Below are 16541 nucleotides of genomic sequence, written 5' to 3' on the forward strand. Positions count from 1 at the left end.
TATGGCTGAACCTCGTTTTATACATCTGCGTGTCCACAGCGACTATTCAATGGTTGATGGTCTGGCGAAAACCGGCCCGTTAGTCAAGCAAGCGGCTGCGCTTGGTATGCCAGCCATAGCGATTACCGATTACACCAATCTTTGCGGACTAGTAAAATTTTACGGCAGCGCGCACAGTGCCGGTATTAAGCCTGTCATCGGCGCAGATTTCAGCGTTGCCAGCGACCTGATGGGCGACGAGCTAACCCAGCTAACGGTTTTAGCTAGCAACAACGCAGGCTATCAAAACCTGACGTTACTCATTTCGCGTGCGTATCAGCGTGGCTACGGTATTGCCGGTCCGGTCATTGATCGCGACTGGTTGATCGAGCTACAGGAAGGCTTAATTCTGCTGTCTGGCGGACGGCGCGGGGATGTGGGTCGCAGTTTGCTGCGTGGCAACATGCAGTTGGTCGCGCAATGTCTCGGCTTTTATCAGCAGCACTTCGCCGATCGTTACTATCTTGAACTGACGCGCACCGGTCGCCCGGATGAAGAGAGGCACCTGCACGCGGCAGTGGAACTGGCGATCGCGGAAGGCGTGCCGGTGGTCGCAACCAATGAAGTGTGCTTTATCAATGCGGAAGATTTTGACGCGCATGAAATTCGCGTGGCAATTCATGATGGCTATACGCTGGATGATCCGAAACGTCCGCGTAATTACAGTCCTCAGCAATACATGCGCAGCGAAGAGGAGATGTGCGAGCTGTTTTCGGACATCCCGGAAGCGCTGGAAAACAGCGTAGAGATTGCTAAGCGTTGTAACGTCACGGTGCGGCTGGGCGAGTACTTCCTGCCACAATTTCCAACCGGCAACATGACCACCGAAGATTTCCTGGTGATGAAATCGCGTGAAGGGTTAGAGGAACGTCTCGAATTCCTGTTCCCTGATGAAGTGGTCCGCGTTGAAAAACGCCCGGCCTATGACGAACGTCTTGAAGTCGAGCTAAACGTTATCAACCAGATGGGCTTTCCCGGCTACTTCCTGATCGTGATGGAATTTATCCAGTGGTCGAAGGATAACGGCGTACCTGTTGGACCTGGACGCGGATCGGGTGCGGGTTCGCTGGTGGCGTATGCATTAAAAATCACCGATCTTGATCCGCTCGAATTTGACCTGCTGTTTGAACGTTTTCTGAATCCAGAACGTGTATCAATGCCGGACTTTGACGTCGATTTCTGTATGGAGAAACGCGATCAGGTCATTGAGCACGTTGCCGATATGTATGGGCGTGAAGCGGTATCGCAGATCATCACCTTTGGTACGATGGCGGCAAAAGCGGTTATCCGCGATGTGGGCCGCGTATTGGGGCATCCATACGGTTTCGTCGATCGTATCTCTAAATTGATCCCGCCCGATCCCGGCATGACGCTGGAGAAGGCTTTTGTCGCAGAGCCGCAACTGCCGGAAATTTATGAGGCTGACGAAGAGGTCAAAGCCCTTATCGATATGGCGCGTAAGCTGGAAGGCGTTACGCGAAATGCCGGTAAGCATGCGGGTGGGGTGGTGATTGCGCCGACCAAAATTACCGATTTCGCACCGCTTTATTGCGACGAGAATGGCCAGTTTCCGGTTACTCAGTTTGATAAAAATGACGTGGAATATGCCGGGCTGGTGAAGTTTGACTTCCTCGGTCTGCGCACGCTTACTATCATTAACTGGGCGCTGGAAATGATTAACGCCCGACGCGAAAAGCAGGGCGAACCGCCTGTCGATATTGCTGCGATTCCGCTTGAAGATAAAAAAAGTTTCGACATGCTGCAGCGCGCGGAAACCACTGCGGTTTTCCAGCTTGAATCGCGCGGTATGAAAGACCTGATTAAACGGCTAAAACCTGACTGTTTTGAAGACATGATCGCCCTGGTGGCGCTGTTCCGTCCAGGCCCGTTGCAATCAGGCATGGTAGATAACTTCATTGACCGTAAACACGGGCGGGAAGCTATTTCGTACCCGGATATTCAGTGGCAGCACGAAACCCTGAAGCCGGTACTGGAACCCACTTACGGCATCATCCTGTATCAGGAACAGGTTATGCAGATCGCACAGGTGCTTTCTGGCTATACCCTGGGCGGTGCGGATATGTTGCGCCGTGCGATGGGTAAAAAGAAACCAGAGGAAATGGCTAAGCAGCGATCAGTATTCAAAGACGGCGCTGAAAGCATGGGCGTCGATGGCGAACTGTCGATGAAAATCTTCGACCTGGTGGAAAAATTTGCGGGTTACGGTTTTAACAAATCGCACTCGGCCGCTTACGCGTTGGTGTCATATCAAACGCTGTGGCTGAAAGCGCATTATCCAGCCGAATTCATGGCGGCGGTGATGACTGCCGATATGGATAACACCGAGAAAGTCGTGGGGCTGGTCGATGAGTGCTGGCGCATGGGCCTGAAAGTATTGCCACCGGACATTAATTCCGGGTTTTATCAGTTCCACGTCAATTCCGAAGGTGAGATTGTTTACGGTATCGGCGCGATCAAAGGTGTTGGCGAAGGCCCGATCGAAGCGATCCTTGAGGCGCGTAATGAAGACGGCTATTTCCGTGAGCTTTTCGACCTCTGCGCACGTACCGATACGAAAAAAATAAACCGTCGTGTGATGGAAAAGCTGATCATGTCCGGCGCGTTCGATCGCCTTGGGCCGCACCGCGCTGCGCTGATGAGTTCGCTCAGTGATGCGTTGAAAGCGGCCGACCAACATGCAAAAGCCGAAGCTACGGGTCAGGCAGATATGTTTGGGGTGTTGGCGGAAGAGCCAGAGCAGATAGAGAAATCTTATGCCAGCGTCACGCCGTGGCCTGAGCAGGTTCAGTTGGATGGTGAACGCGAGACGCTGGGGTTATACCTTACCGGCCATCCCATCAACCAGTATCTGAAAGAAATTGAGCGTTACGTTGGTGGTGTGCGCCTGAAAGATATGCACCCGACCGAACGTGGTAAAATCACCGTTGCAGCCGGCCTGGTTATTGCGGCGCGCGTGATGGTAACCAAGCGCGGCAACCGAATTGGTATTTGTACGCTGGACGATCGTTCTGGTCGCCTGGAAGTCATGTTATTTACCGATGCGTTAGATAAATACCAGCAGTTGCTGGAGAAGGACCGTATCCTGATCGTCAGCGGACAGGTCAGCTTTGATGACTTTAGCGGTGGCCTTAAAATGACCGCTCGCGAAGTCATGGACATTGACGAAGCGCGCGAAAAATACGCGCGTGGACTTGCTATCTCGCTGACGGACAGGCAAATTGATGACCAGCTATTAAACCGACTCCGCCAGTCTCTGGAGCCTTATCGCTCAGGGACGATCCCGGTGCATCTCTATTACCAGAGTGCCGAAGCACGCGCGAAGCTGCGCTTTGGTGCAGCGTGGCGTATTTCGCCCAGCGATCGTTTACTTAACGATCTGCGGTCGTTGATTGGATCGGAGCAGGTGGAACTGGAGTTTGACTAAAACAGGAACATTATGAGTCTTAATTACCTGGATTTTGAACAGCCAATCGCAGAACTGGAAGCGAAGATTGATTCGCTTACTTCGATTGGCCGTCAGGATGATAAACACGTAAATCTGGATGAAGAAGTGCAGCGTCTGCGCGAAAAAAGCGTAGAACTGACCCGTAAAATCTTCGCCGACTTAGGCGCATGGCAGATCGCTCAGCTGGCGCGCCATCCTTTGCGCCCTTATACCTTTGACTACGTGCGAAACGCGTTTGACGATTTCGATGAGCTGGCAGGGGACCGCGCTTATGCCGACGACAAAGCGATCGTTGGCGGCATTGCACGTCTGGATGGACGCCCGGTGATGATCATTGGCCACCAGAAAGGCCGGGAAACCAGAGAAAAAATTCGCCGCAATTTTGGTATGCCAGCGCCTGAAGGCTACCGTAAAGCGCTGCGTCTGATGGAAATGGCCGAGCGATTCAAAATGCCGATCATCACCTTTATCGATACGCCTGGTGCTTACCCAGGCGTCGGTGCGGAAGAGCGAGGTCAATCTGAAGCGATTGCGCGCAATCTGCGTGAAATGTCGGGCCTGAAAGTACCTGTAATTTGTACCGTCATTGGTGAAGGCGGTTCAGGTGGCGCGTTAGCGATTGGCGTAGGTGACAAAGTGAACATGCTGCAATACAGCACTTATTCAGTGATTTCGCCGGAAGGTTGTGCATCTATTTTGTGGAAAAGCGCAGATAAAGCCCCGCTGGCGGCCGAAGCGATGGGCATCACCGCCGATCGTCTGAAAGAGCTGAAACTGATTGACTCTGTGATCCCGGAACCTTTGGGGGGCGCGCATCGTCGTCCGGTAGATATGGCCATTTCACTGAAACAACAGTTGCTGGCAGACCTGGCTGAACTTGACGGCCTGACCACTGAAGAGCTGCTGGATCGTCGCTATCAGCGCCTGATGAGCTACGGCTACGCCTGATAGTAACAGGTAAAAGCGAAAGCGGACTTCGGTCCGCTTTTTTTATGCCTGCATTCTGACTGCAGCGTGTAGCAACAATTCGCTATGCTTACCCCATGCCACAACAACCGAGGAGGTGCGCATTGAATATTTTGGCGATTATGGGCGGGCATGGTGTGTTCTACAAAGACGAGCCCTTGCGCGAACTGGACGCGGCGTTAAGCCAGCAAGGCTTCCAGCTCATTTATCCGAAAAATGTCGTCGATTTGCTCAAGCTCATCGAACACAATCCACGCATTAGCGGCGTCATTTTTGACTGGGACGCACATAACAGCCTGGCATTGTGTGGTGAAATCAATCAGCTTAACGAGTACCTGCCCCTCTATGCCTTCATCAACACCCATTCGCAAATGGACGTCAGCATTAATGAAATGCGTATGCCGCTGCATTTTTTTGAATATGCGCTCAACGCGGCCGATGATATTGCACTGCATATTCGCCAGTATACTGACGACTATTTAGATCACATCACGCCGCCGCTAACCAAAGCGCTGTTTACGTACGCGAAAGAGGGGAAATATACTTTCTGTACGCCAGGTCATATGGCAGGTACTGCGTTTCAGAAAAGTCCCGTCGGTTGTCTGTTTTACGATTTTTTTGGCGCGAATACGCTGAAATCAGACATTTCGATTTCGGTCACCGAGCTGGGTTCGTTACTGGATCACACGGGTCCGCATCTGGAAGCAGAAGAGTATGTGGCGCGCACTTTTGGCGCTGAACAGAGCTACCTGGTGACCAACGGTACCTCCACTTCAAACAAAATTGTCGGGATGTACGCCGCGTCTGCGGGCAGTACAGTGTTGATCGATCGCAATTGTCATAAATCTTTGACGCATCTGTTGATGATGAGCGATCTCATACCGATTTGGCTGAAGCCTACGCGTAATGCGCTGGGCATTCTTGGCGGTATCCCTAAGCGCGAATTTACCCGCCCGAGTATTGAACAGAAGGTTGCGGCTACGCCACGTGCCAGCTGGCCGATACATGCAGTGATCACTAATTCCACTTATGATGGCTTGTTGTATAACACGCAATACATCAAACAAACGCTTGATGTGCCATCGATTCATTTTGATTCGGCATGGGTGCCCTATACCAATTTTCATCCGATTTACGACGGCAAAAGTGGTATGAGCGGCGAGCGTATTCCGGGCAAAGTGGTTTATGAAACGCAGTCCACCCACAAGCTGCTGGCGGCGTTTTCTCAGGCATCGATGATTCATATCAAGGGTGACTATGATGAGCAGACGTTTAACGAAGCCTACATGATGCATACCACCACCTCGCCCAACTGCGCCATTGTTTCCTCGATCGAAACGGCGGCAGCGATGCTACGTGGTAATCCAGGCAAACGTCTGATTAATCGCTCGGTCGAACGCGCGCTACATTTCCGCCGTGAGATTCAGCGCTTACGCGAAGAATCTGACAGCTGGTTCTTTGACATCTGGCAGCCAGAACATGTCGATGAAGCACAGTGTTGGCCAATCCAGCCGGGTGAAGAGAACTGGCACGGCTTTACGCAGGCTGACCGTGACCATATGTATCTCGATCCCATTAAAGTTACTATCCTGACGCCGGGCATGAGCGAACTGGGTGTGATGGCGGAAGAGGGAATTCCTGCCGCGCTGGTGGCGAAATTTCTGGATGAACGCGGCATTGTGGTGGAGAAAACCGGCCCGTACAATTTGCTGTTTCTGTTCAGTATCGGCATTGATAAAACCAAGGCGATGAGTGTGCTGCGCGGTTTGACTGAATTTAAACGCGCCTATGACCTCAATTTGCGGGTAAAAAATATGCTACCGGATCTTTACGCTGAAGATCCCGACTTTTACCGCAATATGCGCATACAGACGCTGGCTCAGGGAATCCATCAGATGATTCGTCATCACGATCTGCCGCGCCTGATGCTGAAAGCTTTCGACGTTTTGCCAGGGATGAAAATGACGCCGCATCAGGCATTTCAGCAGCAGGTAAAAGGGAATATCGAAACCGTGGACATTAGCCAGCTGGTCGGGCGCGTTTCCGCCAATATGATTTTGCCTTATCCGCCGGGCGTGCCGCTGGTAATGCCAGGAGAAATGATCACGGAACAAAGTCGTGCGGTGCTCGATTTCCTGTTAATGCTGTGCAGTATTGGTCGTCATTATCCCGGCTTCGAAACCGATATTCATGGTGCGACCTTGACGGAAGAAGGTGAGTACCATGTACGGGTGCTGAAAAGCGAATAATTTCAGCAAATTATGCGTTGTCAGCGCGCTACCACACCCGTAAAGTAACGGATTAACCGGGCTTAAGGAGACGATATGTTGCAGTTAATCCAGATCCATCACATTGCAATCATTGCGTCCGATTATCAGCGCAGTAAAGCTTTCTACTGCGATGTGCTCGGATTCAGCTTGTTAGGTGAATATTATCGGGAAGCGCGCGATTCGTGGAAAGGCGATCTGGGGTTAAATGGACAATACACTATTGAACTGTTTTCTTTCCCGACGCCCCCGGCGCGTGTCAGCCGTCCTGAAGCCTGCGGCTTACGTCATCTGGCCTTTAGCGTGGCGGATGTTGCGGCTGCTGTGCAGGCGCTGGCTGAAAAAGGGGTGATTTGTGAACCGATTCGCATTGATGAGCTGACCGGTAAGCAATGCACTTTCTTTGCCGATCCAGATGGTTTGCCGCTGGAGCTGTATCAGGCGTAAAATGGCGCACTTCAATGGGCCGCAACCGGCGGCCCGAATCTGTGGATTGCGTCATGTCTTTGCCTCATCTTGATAAACTGCTGCACACCGAAGCCGCGTTGGTGGTGGCGTTCAGTGGCGGCCTTGATTCAACCGTACTGCTGCATCAGTTATGGGTATGGCAGCAGCGTTATCCCCAGTCACGCCTGCGTGCCTTACACGTCCATCATGGGTTAAGCCCAAATGCCGACAGCTGGGCAGCGCACTGCGTGACGATATGCGAACAGTGGCAATTGCGTTGTGATGTGTTGCATGTCAGCGTGGACAGTCGTAAGCAGGGCGTTGAAGCCGCAGCGCGCCAGGCGCGTTATCAGGCGTTAAGCGCCGCGTTACAGCCTGGCGAAACGTTGTTAACCGCGCAGCACCTTGACGATCAATGCGAAACGTTTTTGCTGGCGCTAAAACGCGGCAGTGGTCCCGCAGGCTTAGCGGCAATGCCTGCTGAAATGTGGCTGGGCACGCATCGCTTGCTGCGTCCGCTGCTGGCTATTTCCCGTCAGGCGCTGGAAAGCTATGCACAGACGCATCAACTTGTCTGGATCGAAGATGAAAGCAATCAGAATCTACGCTATGACCGTAATTTCCTGCGCCAGCATTTATTGCCAGAGTTGCTAACGCGCTGGCCACATTTTGCCGAGGCCACCGCTCGCAGCGCGACCTTATGTGGAGAACAGGAACAGTTGCTGGATGAGCTATTGGCTGAGCAGTTACAAACGCTGGTGCAACCCGATGGCAGCCTGCACTTCACTGCTCTGCTTGCCTTAAGCGATGCTCGCGTCAATGCGTTGCTGCGTCGCTGGATTGCCGGGCAGGGGGGAATGATGCCTTCACGTGACGCGTTAAGTCGTATCCGTCAGGAAATCATGTTAAGCCGGGAAGACGCGCAGCCGCGCCTGCAACTGGGGCGCTTTGAAGTGCGCCGTTTTCGTCAGCGACTTTACTGGCTACCGAAGCAAAATTCGTTACGTGATTGCGCACTAAACTGGCCCGATTTCAGTCAGCCGCTGAGGCTGCCACAAGATTTAGGCACGCTGCAAGCCAGCCCATCCCCCGATGCGTTACGGCAGCCGCAAGCAGACGAACAGGTCAGTGTGCGCTTTCAGGCGCAAGGCTACATCCATCTGGTTGGACGCGCGGGCGGTCGCGAAATGAAAAAAATTTGGCAAGAGCTGCACATTCCGCCATGGCAGCGCGAACGTATCCCGTTAATTTTTTATAATCAGACGCTTGTTTGCGCACCCGGTCTGTTTATTACCCGAAACGGTGCGGCTACAGATATGCCCGGCTGGCAGGTGATCTGGCACAAAAACGAAAAAGCTGGAGAGCAATAATGAAAAACTGGATCGTCGCCTTATTAATGACGACGGCGCTACCGGCTTTGGCCGAAGGCGATGTCAACGCTGGCGCGCAAAAGGCGGCAAGTTGTGTAGCGTGCCATGGCGCAGAAGGAAAAGCGGCGGTGCCGCTGTACCCGAACCTTGCCGGTCAAAATGCGGCTTATCTTAATCATGCTTTACAGGCGTACAAAAAGGGCGAACGCAGCGGTGGACAAGCGGAAGTCATGAAGGCATTTGTGGCGGGATTAAGTGAAACGGATATGGCGGATATTGCCGCGTATTATAATTCGTTGAAACCATAACGAAGGAGGCGGGAAATATCCCGCCTCTGCGGATTGCGTTACTCTTCACTAACGACAACCGTGCCCAGTTCTGGGTGGCTGAACCTGGCGATATGATCGAGACGTAACTCACGCGTCTCACCTGAAAGATCAATTTCCAGGTACTCTACATTTTTACGCGACACCATATCTTTGGCTTTTGCCTTGAGCTGTTCGCCATCTTTCAGTTCCAGCGACAGCATCCAGCTCTTTTGGCAGGCGAGTTCCAGATTATCGTAGTCATCGCAATTGATGGGTTTATAAGCTTCGTTCATCAACATAGTCGCTCACCAATAAGTTTGCAGCGGCATAAGCCGCTTGTTCCCTGACAGAAGAGTTTAGCGCAGGATTCGCGGCAATATCATCAAGCGCCTTTAATACACAGCCAATTGCATCGGGAATATATCCTAAATCCCCGCTGCCTATCCCGGCATATTTTTGGCGAATTAATTCACAATATTTTTGCACAAGCCCCTCCTCAGCAGAGCGTAAATACTCTGGTTGATGAGCGACTATAACACAGGCATTTCCAGGAAATCAGCCGGGCTAAAGCAGGATCGGCCCGCCATTCACTGCTAAAGTGACAGATTCCGCTGCTTAGCACGGGATAAATACCCGCACAAAAGGTTAACTCAATGAATAAGTTAAAACATTTAAACGGCCAGTTTTCTCTGCGAGGTGACAGATGATTATGCTGTCACGTAATGTTGAACTTCCCGATAGCGAAATAGAGCTAACGGCAATTCGTGCACAAGGTGCAGGGGGGCAACATGTTAATAAGGCCAGCACGGCAATCCATCTTCGTTTCAATATTGTGGCCTCGTCCTTACCGCCATTTTATAAAGAACGGCTGCTGGCGGCTAATCATCACTTGATTACTGCTGAAGGCGTTATTGTGATTAAAGCGCAGGAATATCGCAGCCAGGAGATGAATCGTGAAGCGGCATTACAGCGGTTAGTTAATTTGATTGGTGAACTCACCACGGTCGAGAAAGCGCGACGTGCGACGCGGCCTACGCGTGCGTCTAAAGTCCGGCGTCTGGAAAGCAAAACGCGGCGCGGAAATACCAAAGCGTTGCGGGGAAAAGTGCAATAAAAAACTGCGCCTTAATCCGTTGGTCTTCAACTTTTGGGGTGCAGTTCAGATTGAGCGTGTTACTTATTCAGTGCTTTCAGCAGGAAATCGACGATGTCGTTCTGCTTAATCATCTGCTTTTCGCTGTCGCGGCGTGCTTTGTACTCAATCTCTTGATTGTCGAGATTGCGGTCGCCGATAACAATGGTATGCGGTACGCCAATCAGCTCCATATCGGCAAACATCACACCCGGACGCTCTTTCCGGTCGTCAAGGATCACATCGACGCCCTGGGCGCGTAGTGTGTTATACAGCGCCTCTGCCACTTCCTTCACGCGGAATGATTTCTGCATGTTCATGGGCAAAATTGCCACTTCGAACGGGGCCAGGGCAGCAGGCCAGATGATGCCACGTTCGTCATGGTTCTGCTCAATCGCGGCTGCGACCACGCGCGTAACGCCGATGCCGTAGCAGCCCATCGACAATACCTGATTGCGTCCATCTTCGCCCTGAACGGCAGCTTTCATCGCTTCAGAGTATTTGGTGCCCAGCTGGAAAATATGGCCTGCTTCGATGCCGCGCTTGATCTGCAACGTGCCTTTGCCGTCTGGGCTCAAATCGCCTTCAACAACGTTGCGAATGTCCGCAACGATGGGTAAGGGCAGATCGCGCTCCCAGTTAATGCCGGTGTAATGTTTGCCATCAACATTGGCACCCGCACAGAAATCGCTCATTTTTACAACGGCGCGATCAGCAATGATCGGCATGGTCAGCCCAACCGGGCCGAGCGAACCTGGGCCGGCTCCCATAGCCGCACGGATTTCATCCTCAGTGGCGAATGTCAGAGGTGAAGCGACGAGTTCAGATTTTTCGGCTTTGATTTCGTTTAGCACGTGATCGCCACGCACCAGCAGCGCAATTAGCGTATGGCCACTTTCTTCACGGCCTTTAACCAGCAGCGTTTTTACGGTCTTTTCAATGGGTAACTGAAACTGTTCAACCAGCGCCGCAATAGTTTTAGCGTTGGGCGTGTCGATCAGGCTTAGTTCCTGCGTCGGCTGCGCGCGTTCGCCTGCTGGCGCGACGGCCTCTGCCAGCTCAATATTCGCAGCGTAATCGGATTCGGTGGAGAAGATAACATCGTCTTCGCCGCTCTGCGCCAGTACCTGGAATTCATGCGATGCGCTACCGCCGATCGAGCCGGTATCAGCCTGCACCGCACGGAAATCGAGTCCCATGCGGCTGAAAATCTGACTGTACGCGCGGTACATCGCATCGTAGGTCTCCTGCAACGATTCCTGAGAAACGTGGAAGGAGTAAGCATCTTTCATGATGAATTCGCGTGAACGCATTACCCCAAAACGTGGGCGCACTTCGTCGCGAAATTTAGTCTGAATCTGAAACAGGTTGAGTGGCAGCTGCTTGTACGAGCTGAGCTCGTTACGAATTAAGTCTGTCACCACCTCCTCATGCGTTGGACCCAGCACGAACGGGCGTTCATGACGATCGGCAATACGCAGCAGTTCCGGGCCATACTGCTCCCAGCGACCGCTCTCCTGCCACAAATCGGCAGGCTGGACGACCGGCATGGAAATCTCAATTGCGCCCGCGTTGTTCATCTCTTCGCGCACGATTTTTTCGACTTTTTTCAGTACGCGCACCCCGGTCGGTAACCAGGTGTACAGGCCAGAAGCCAGTTTACGGATCATCCCGGCGCGCAGCATCAGCTGGTGGCTGATCACTTCGGCGTCAGAAGGCGTTTCTTTCTGAGTAGAGAGCAGATATTGAGTAGTACGCATTGATTATGATTCCAGTTGATCGGAAAACCACAGACAGAATTTTACTGGCGGCTAGTGTACCAGCGAGATCACTGGCTCAAAAGCGGGTTTTAACGCAGGTCGATAGCAACCACTTCTGTGCCAGCTTCATCGATGCGCCAGCGCACATTGAAATCCAGCAGCCAGGCAGCGTATTCCCGATCCAGCGCCTCATCTTTGCGATAGGCTGGTCGCGGATCTTGTGCCAACACTTCGCGAATAAATCGCTCAAGGTGGGGATAACGAACCTGTTGCTGAAGTTGCTGTTGCGCCAGCGGTGAAAAGCGCACGGGCATATTCGCTTTTGGCGCTGACTGCGCAAAACCCGCATGCGCCTCGGGTAAGGCTTCAGCAAAAGGCAGATACGGTTTTATATCAACTATCGGTGTGCCATCGACTAAATCAAGGCTACCAAGTTCCAGGATAACCGATTGTTTTTTGGAGGTAATTCTCTTTAATTCAACCAGTGACATACCAATCGGATTCGGACGAAAGGGGGAACGTGTGGCGAACACGCCCATGCGCGTATTGCCGCCGAGACGCGGCGGCCGCACCGTAGGCCGCCATCTGCCTTCCATCGTTTGATGAAAAACAAACAGCAGCCAAAGATGACTGAACTCTTCCAGGCCGCGTACTGCTTCAGGCTGATTATAGGGTGGCAACAGATGTAGCTCACCGCCCCCATCCTGTACCAGCCCCGGCTGGCGCGGCACGGCAAACTTCTCTTTCCACGGTGAACGGATTACACCAATTTGCGCAAAGGCGAATTCGCTCATTGATTGCTGACTTTCAACGCAGAGCCCTGGCAAACTGCCTGACGATAACAGCCTGGCGTGCTGCTGACGATTTCACACTTATGTAGCAAAACGGCATTGGCTTTCATCTGCGATGTTTTTATTTGCAGACGCTTGCGTGCAGTCGCGATATTCGGTGGTGAATCCTGTGTGCTGGTCTGGCAATCTTCGCCTGATACTTCACCCAGATCGCGGAACGGTTTGCTGACCAAATCGGTAGCGTCGGTATACACTTTGACCGGCGCTGGTCGCGGAGTGGCTTTATGTGTCGGCTCGCTGGATTGCTGCGAACGAGAAGGTGCACTGCTTATAGGATGATATTCCCGAACACACCCAGTCAGCATCAATGCCAACAAGCAGAGCGGTAAAAAACGCATAGCAACATCCTCATGTTGTAAAAAGTGGCGTTATTGAAACAAGGACCAGAATAAATAACAAGTCGGGCGCGGGCGCGAAGCAAAAGAAAGGGCGGCATAGCGCCGCCCTGAAAGAATAGACGAGGCGGAATTACCAGCCTTTTACTGCGCCACCACTGAAAATTTTGTTAGCGGCGTCATTTACTTCGTCAGACTGGTAAGCCTGAACAAATTTCTTCACGTTTTCTGTATCTTTGTTGTCTTCACGTGCCACGATAAGGTTTACGTAAGGAGAGTTTTTATCTTCTACAAAGATACCGTCTTTCGCAGGCGACAGGCCAATCTGGCTGGCGTAAGTGGTGTTGATCACCGCCAGCGCAATCTGTGCATCGTCCAGTGAACGTGGTAGCTGTGGCGCTTCCAGCTCAACAATTTTCAGATGTTTTGGGTTTTCAGTAATATCCAGCGAAGTCGGCAGCAAGCCAACATCTTCTTTTAATTTGATCAGGCCCACCTGCTGCAGCAGCAGTAAGGAGCGACCCAGATTGGTTGGATCATTAGGAATCGCGATCTGTGCGCCAACCTGCAGCTCATCCAGTGATTTGATTTTTTTCGAGTAGCCTGCGATAGGGTAAACGAAGGTATTACCAACCGGCACCAGTTTGTAGCCGCGATCTTTAATCTGCTGATCCAGATAAGGCTTATGCTGGAATGCGTTGGCATCAATGTCACCTTTGCTCAGCGCTTCGTTAGGAAGCACATAATCATTAAATGTGACCAGCTCAACCTCAAGGCCGTATTTCTCCTTGGCAACTTTCTGCGCCACTTCCGCAACCTGCTGCTCAGCGCCGACAATCACACCGACTTTAATATGGTTTGGATCTTTTTCTTTCTGATCGCATCCAGCCAGCGCAATCGCGCCAATCAATGCACCCACAGCGGCAATGTTTTTAAACTTGAAAGACATATCCCTTCCTCAATATTGATATTGCTTATTTATGGGACACAGCACGCACGATGCGGTCGCCACAGAACTGAATTAAATACACCAGAACCACCAGTAACACTAATACCGTATTCATCACGGTAGCGTTGTATCCGATATAACCGTACTGATAACCAATCTGCCCCAATCCGCCTGCGCCAACTGCGCCGCCCATGGCGGAATAGCCGACCAGCGTAATCAGTGTAATTGTAGCGGCGTTCACCAAACCTGGCAGTGCTTCAGGCAGCAACACTTTGCGCACGATCTGCACTGGCGTTGCGCCCATTGCACGTGACGCTTCGATCAACCCGGTTGGCAATTCCAGTAAGGCGTTTTCAACCATGCGGGCAATAAAAGGCGCGGCACCTACGGTTAATGGCACGATGGCAGCTTGTAAACCAATGGAAGTGCCGACAATTACGCGGGTGAAAGGAATCATCCACACCAGCAAAATAATGAAGGGGATAGAGCGAAAGATATTCACTACCGCTGAAAGTACGCGATATAAGCCACGGTTTTCAAGAATTTGACCCGGACGCGTGACATAGAGTAATACGCCAACCGGCAAGCCGATAACAAAACCAAAAAAGCCGGAGACAAAGGTCATCATTAGCGTTTCCCATACGCCACGCGCCAGCAACCATAACATCGCGTCAGACATAACCTAATACCTCTACTTTTACATGGTTCTCTTGCAGCCAGGCGATAGCTGCTTTGGTGTCGCTTCCTGTACCGTGCATTTCAGCCAGCATAATGCCGAACTTAACGCCACCGGCGTAATCCATCTGCGCACTAATAATGTTGTTATTCACGTTGAAACGGCGTGCTGCTTCTGACAAAAGCGGTGCATCGACTGATTTACCCGTAAATTCCAGACGTAACAGTGGCACGCTGTCGGCTTTTGCGTCTGACGACATGCGTTGCTGGTAATCGTCGGGAATGTCCAGATGCAGCGTGGACTGAATAAACTGCTGTGCTAATGGCGTTTTCGGATGTGAAAACACTTCACTCACACTGTCTTTTTCGATCAGCTCGCCATTACTGATGACGGCGACCTGATCGCAAATGCGTTTTACGACATCCATTTCATGCGTAATCAGCAAGATTGTCAGGCCGAGACGACGATTAATATCTTTCAACAGTTCAAGAATAGAGCGGGTTGTGGCGGGATCGAGCGCACTGGTGGCTTCGTCACACAGCAGGACCTTGGGGCTGCTGGCTAGCGCACGAGCAATGGCAACACGCTGCTTTTGCCCGCCCGAAAGGTTGGCCGGCCAGGCGTCGTGTTTGTCAGACAATCCGACTAATTCCAGCAATTCACTCACGCGCTTTTTAATTTGCTCACGTGACAAATTGCCTAGCTCAAGGGGAAGCGACACATTGCCAGCGACAGTGCGTGAGTTCAACAGATTAAAATGCTGGAAGATCATGCCAATCTGGCGACGTGCCTGCGTGAGTTGACGTTCGTTCAACGCTGTTAAATCAGCACCGTCAACCAGTACGCGGCCCGAAGTCGGGCGCTCCAGCAGATTTACGCAACGAATCAAGGTACTTTTACCGGCACCGGAAGCACCGATAACGCCATATACCTGACCCGCGGGCACATGTAAGCTGACGTCAGATAACGCCTGAATAGCGCGTGTGCCTTGCTGGAACACTTTGGTAATATTTTCGAGTTTTATCATTACGTTATTTATTATCGTATTACGTTGTCCGTGGTGTGGGATGCTTTATATAGCCTGGCCATAAGAAAGCTCGATGGATGTTAAGGCATCCAGACGTCTAAATCAATCAAAGTCATTCAAACTGGCGTTCTCCCTTTTATTGCAATCATGCGATACTGAACGGCAATTTTTATAGCAGGAGTTTCTACGTGGCGAATAAAGTTCCAGCCATTTTTCTTGATCGCGATGGCACCTTAAATGTTGATCACGGCTACGTCCATGAAATCGACAGTTTCCAGTTTATTGATGGCGCTATCGAGGCGCTGCAAGAACTGAAAAAGATGGGCTTTGCCCTTGTGGTCGTGACAAATCAGTCCGGCATTGCACGCGGCATCTTTACTGAAGATCAGTTTATGCAACTCACCGAATGGATGGACTGGTCGCTTGCAGATCGGGATGTGGATCTGGATGGTATCTATTTCTGTCCGCATCATCCAGAAGGTACAGTTGAAGCATATCGTCAGCAGTGCGATTGCCGTAAGCCACAGCCGGGCATGCTGTTATCGGCACAAGCAGAACTGAATATCGATATGCATTCTTCTTATATGGTGGGTGACAAAATCGAAGATATGATGGCAGCGCAGGCGGCTGGTGTGGGCACGAAAATACTGGTTCGCACAGGTAAACCCGTTACCGCAGAAGGCGAAGCCGCAGCAGATTGGGTAATTAATAGCCTTTCTGACCTTCCGGCACGCATTAAAAAGGGATAAAACGCGGCTTTTGTGCAAAAATCAGGCGGATAACAAAAAAGTTTGATTTTACACTTGCGCTCGCCGAAACGTTCCCTATAATGCGCCTCCACTGACACGGCACACCGGCTTACGGTATGACGTGCTGGCAGGTTCGGGAGACTGAGCCGCCGGAGAAAAACTTCTCAGAAAGAGGTTGACTCTGCAGGAGGAAGGCGTA

The 16541-nt window shown here is 51.7% G+C and carries 16 protein-coding genes; 8 read left to right on the top strand and 8 right to left on the bottom strand.

The window, feature by feature from the left end; genetic code table 11:
* The first annotated feature begins 1 nt into the window (after position 1).
* From dnaE to QRY16_RS10595, 6 genes are all read left to right on the top strand, one after another.
* The gene (gene dnaE, locus QRY16_RS10570; RefSeq protein WP_193403725.1) at positions 2-3484 is read left to right on the top strand and encodes a DNA polymerase III subunit alpha; all 3483 of its coding nucleotides are present in this window, start codon (positions 2-4) and stop codon (positions 3482-3484) included.
* A 12-nt stretch (positions 3485-3496) separates the two neighbouring features.
* Positions 3497-4453 (top strand): acetyl-CoA carboxylase carboxyl transferase subunit alpha, encoded by a 957-nt coding sequence (gene accA / locus QRY16_RS10575; RefSeq protein ID WP_193403724.1) that lies wholly within the window; start codon positions 3497-3499, stop codon positions 4451-4453.
* A 122-nt stretch (positions 4454-4575) separates the two neighbouring features.
* Positions 4576-6720, top strand: coding sequence for a lysine decarboxylase LdcC (locus QRY16_RS10580; RefSeq protein ID WP_289776545.1), 2145 nt, complete (start codon positions 4576-4578; stop codon positions 6718-6720).
* Between the two features lie 75 nt (positions 6721-6795).
* Positions 6796-7185 carry a VOC family protein gene (locus tag QRY16_RS10585; RefSeq protein ID WP_289776546.1) on the top strand — a complete coding sequence of 130 codons (390 nt, stop codon included), beginning with the start codon at positions 6796-6798 and terminating at the stop codon, positions 7183-7185.
* Positions 7186-7238: 53 nt separating this feature from the next.
* Entirely contained in the window at positions 7239-8555 is a 1317-nt protein-coding gene (tilS, locus tag QRY16_RS10590; protein ID WP_289776547.1) for a tRNA lysidine(34) synthetase TilS, read from the top strand.
* Positions 8555-8863: a c-type cytochrome gene (locus QRY16_RS10595; protein ID WP_193403720.1), complete on the top strand. Its 309-nt coding sequence runs from the start codon at positions 8555-8557 to the stop codon at positions 8861-8863. Before tilS ends, QRY16_RS10595 begins: the two co-directional genes overlap by 1 nt.
* A gap of 38 nt (positions 8864-8901) precedes the next feature.
* On the opposite strand, the gene rof is transcribed toward QRY16_RS10595, so the two are convergent.
* Together rof and QRY16_RS10605 are read right to left on the bottom strand one after the other, a co-directional pair.
* A complete protein-coding gene (gene rof / locus QRY16_RS10600) occupies positions 8902-9162 on the bottom strand; it encodes a Rho-binding antiterminator (RefSeq protein WP_193403719.1) in 261 nt (86 codons plus the stop codon).
* Positions 9140-9349, bottom strand: coding sequence for a YaeP family protein (locus QRY16_RS10605; protein WP_193403718.1), 210 nt, complete (start codon positions 9347-9349; stop codon positions 9140-9142). Before QRY16_RS10605 ends, rof begins: the two co-directional genes overlap by 23 nt.
* Positions 9350-9566: 217 nt before the next feature.
* Between QRY16_RS10605 and arfB the strand changes: the two genes are divergently transcribed.
* The gene (arfB, locus tag QRY16_RS10610) at positions 9567-9977 is read left to right on the top strand and encodes an alternative ribosome rescue aminoacyl-tRNA hydrolase ArfB (RefSeq protein WP_193403717.1); all 411 of its coding nucleotides are present in this window, start codon (positions 9567-9569) and stop codon (positions 9975-9977) included.
* A gap of 59 nt (positions 9978-10036) precedes the next feature.
* Here arfB and proS read toward each other — a convergent pair whose 3' ends face one another.
* The 6 genes from proS to metN all read right to left on the bottom strand — a co-directional run bounded on the left by proS (position 10037) and on the right by metN (position 15593).
* The gene (gene proS, locus QRY16_RS10615) at positions 10037-11755 is read right to left on the bottom strand and encodes a proline--tRNA ligase (protein ID WP_289776548.1); all 1719 of its coding nucleotides are present in this window, start codon (positions 11753-11755) and stop codon (positions 10037-10039) included.
* Positions 11756-11844: 89 nt separating this feature from the next.
* Positions 11845-12549, bottom strand: coding sequence for a tRNA (N6-threonylcarbamoyladenosine(37)-N6)-methyltransferase TrmO (gene tsaA, locus QRY16_RS10620; protein ID WP_289776549.1), 705 nt, complete (start codon positions 12547-12549; stop codon positions 11845-11847).
* The gene (gene rcsF / locus QRY16_RS10625; protein WP_193403714.1) at positions 12546-12944 is read right to left on the bottom strand and encodes an envelope stress sensor lipoprotein RcsF; all 399 of its coding nucleotides are present in this window, start codon (positions 12942-12944) and stop codon (positions 12546-12548) included. The genes tsaA and rcsF overlap by 4 nt, the downstream gene beginning before the upstream one ends.
* Positions 12945-13074: 130 nt before the next feature.
* Positions 13075-13890, bottom strand: a complete 816-nt coding sequence (locus tag QRY16_RS10630) for a MetQ/NlpA family lipoprotein (RefSeq protein ID WP_289776550.1) — start codon at positions 13888-13890, stop codon at positions 13075-13077.
* Between the two features lie 25 nt (positions 13891-13915).
* Positions 13916-14569, bottom strand: coding sequence for a methionine ABC transporter permease MetI (locus QRY16_RS10635; protein ID WP_289776551.1), 654 nt, complete (start codon positions 14567-14569; stop codon positions 13916-13918).
* Entirely contained in the window at positions 14562-15593 is a 1032-nt protein-coding gene (gene metN, locus QRY16_RS10640) for a methionine ABC transporter ATP-binding protein MetN (RefSeq protein WP_193403711.1), read from the bottom strand. The genes QRY16_RS10635 and metN overlap by 8 nt, the downstream gene beginning before the upstream one ends.
* Before the next feature lie 188 nt (positions 15594-15781).
* Here metN and gmhB point away from each other — a divergent pair, with 188 nt between their 5' ends.
* Positions 15782-16342 carry a D-glycero-beta-D-manno-heptose 1,7-bisphosphate 7-phosphatase gene (gene gmhB / locus QRY16_RS10645; protein ID WP_289776552.1) on the top strand — a complete coding sequence of 187 codons (561 nt, stop codon included), beginning with the start codon at positions 15782-15784 and terminating at the stop codon, positions 16340-16342.
* Positions 16343-16541 lie beyond the last annotated feature (199 nt).

This window comes from Mixta mediterraneensis, from assembly GCF_030283135.1.
In the GTDB taxonomy this organism is placed as follows: Bacteria; Pseudomonadota; Gammaproteobacteria; order Enterobacterales; family Enterobacteriaceae; genus Pantoea; species Pantoea mediterraneensis.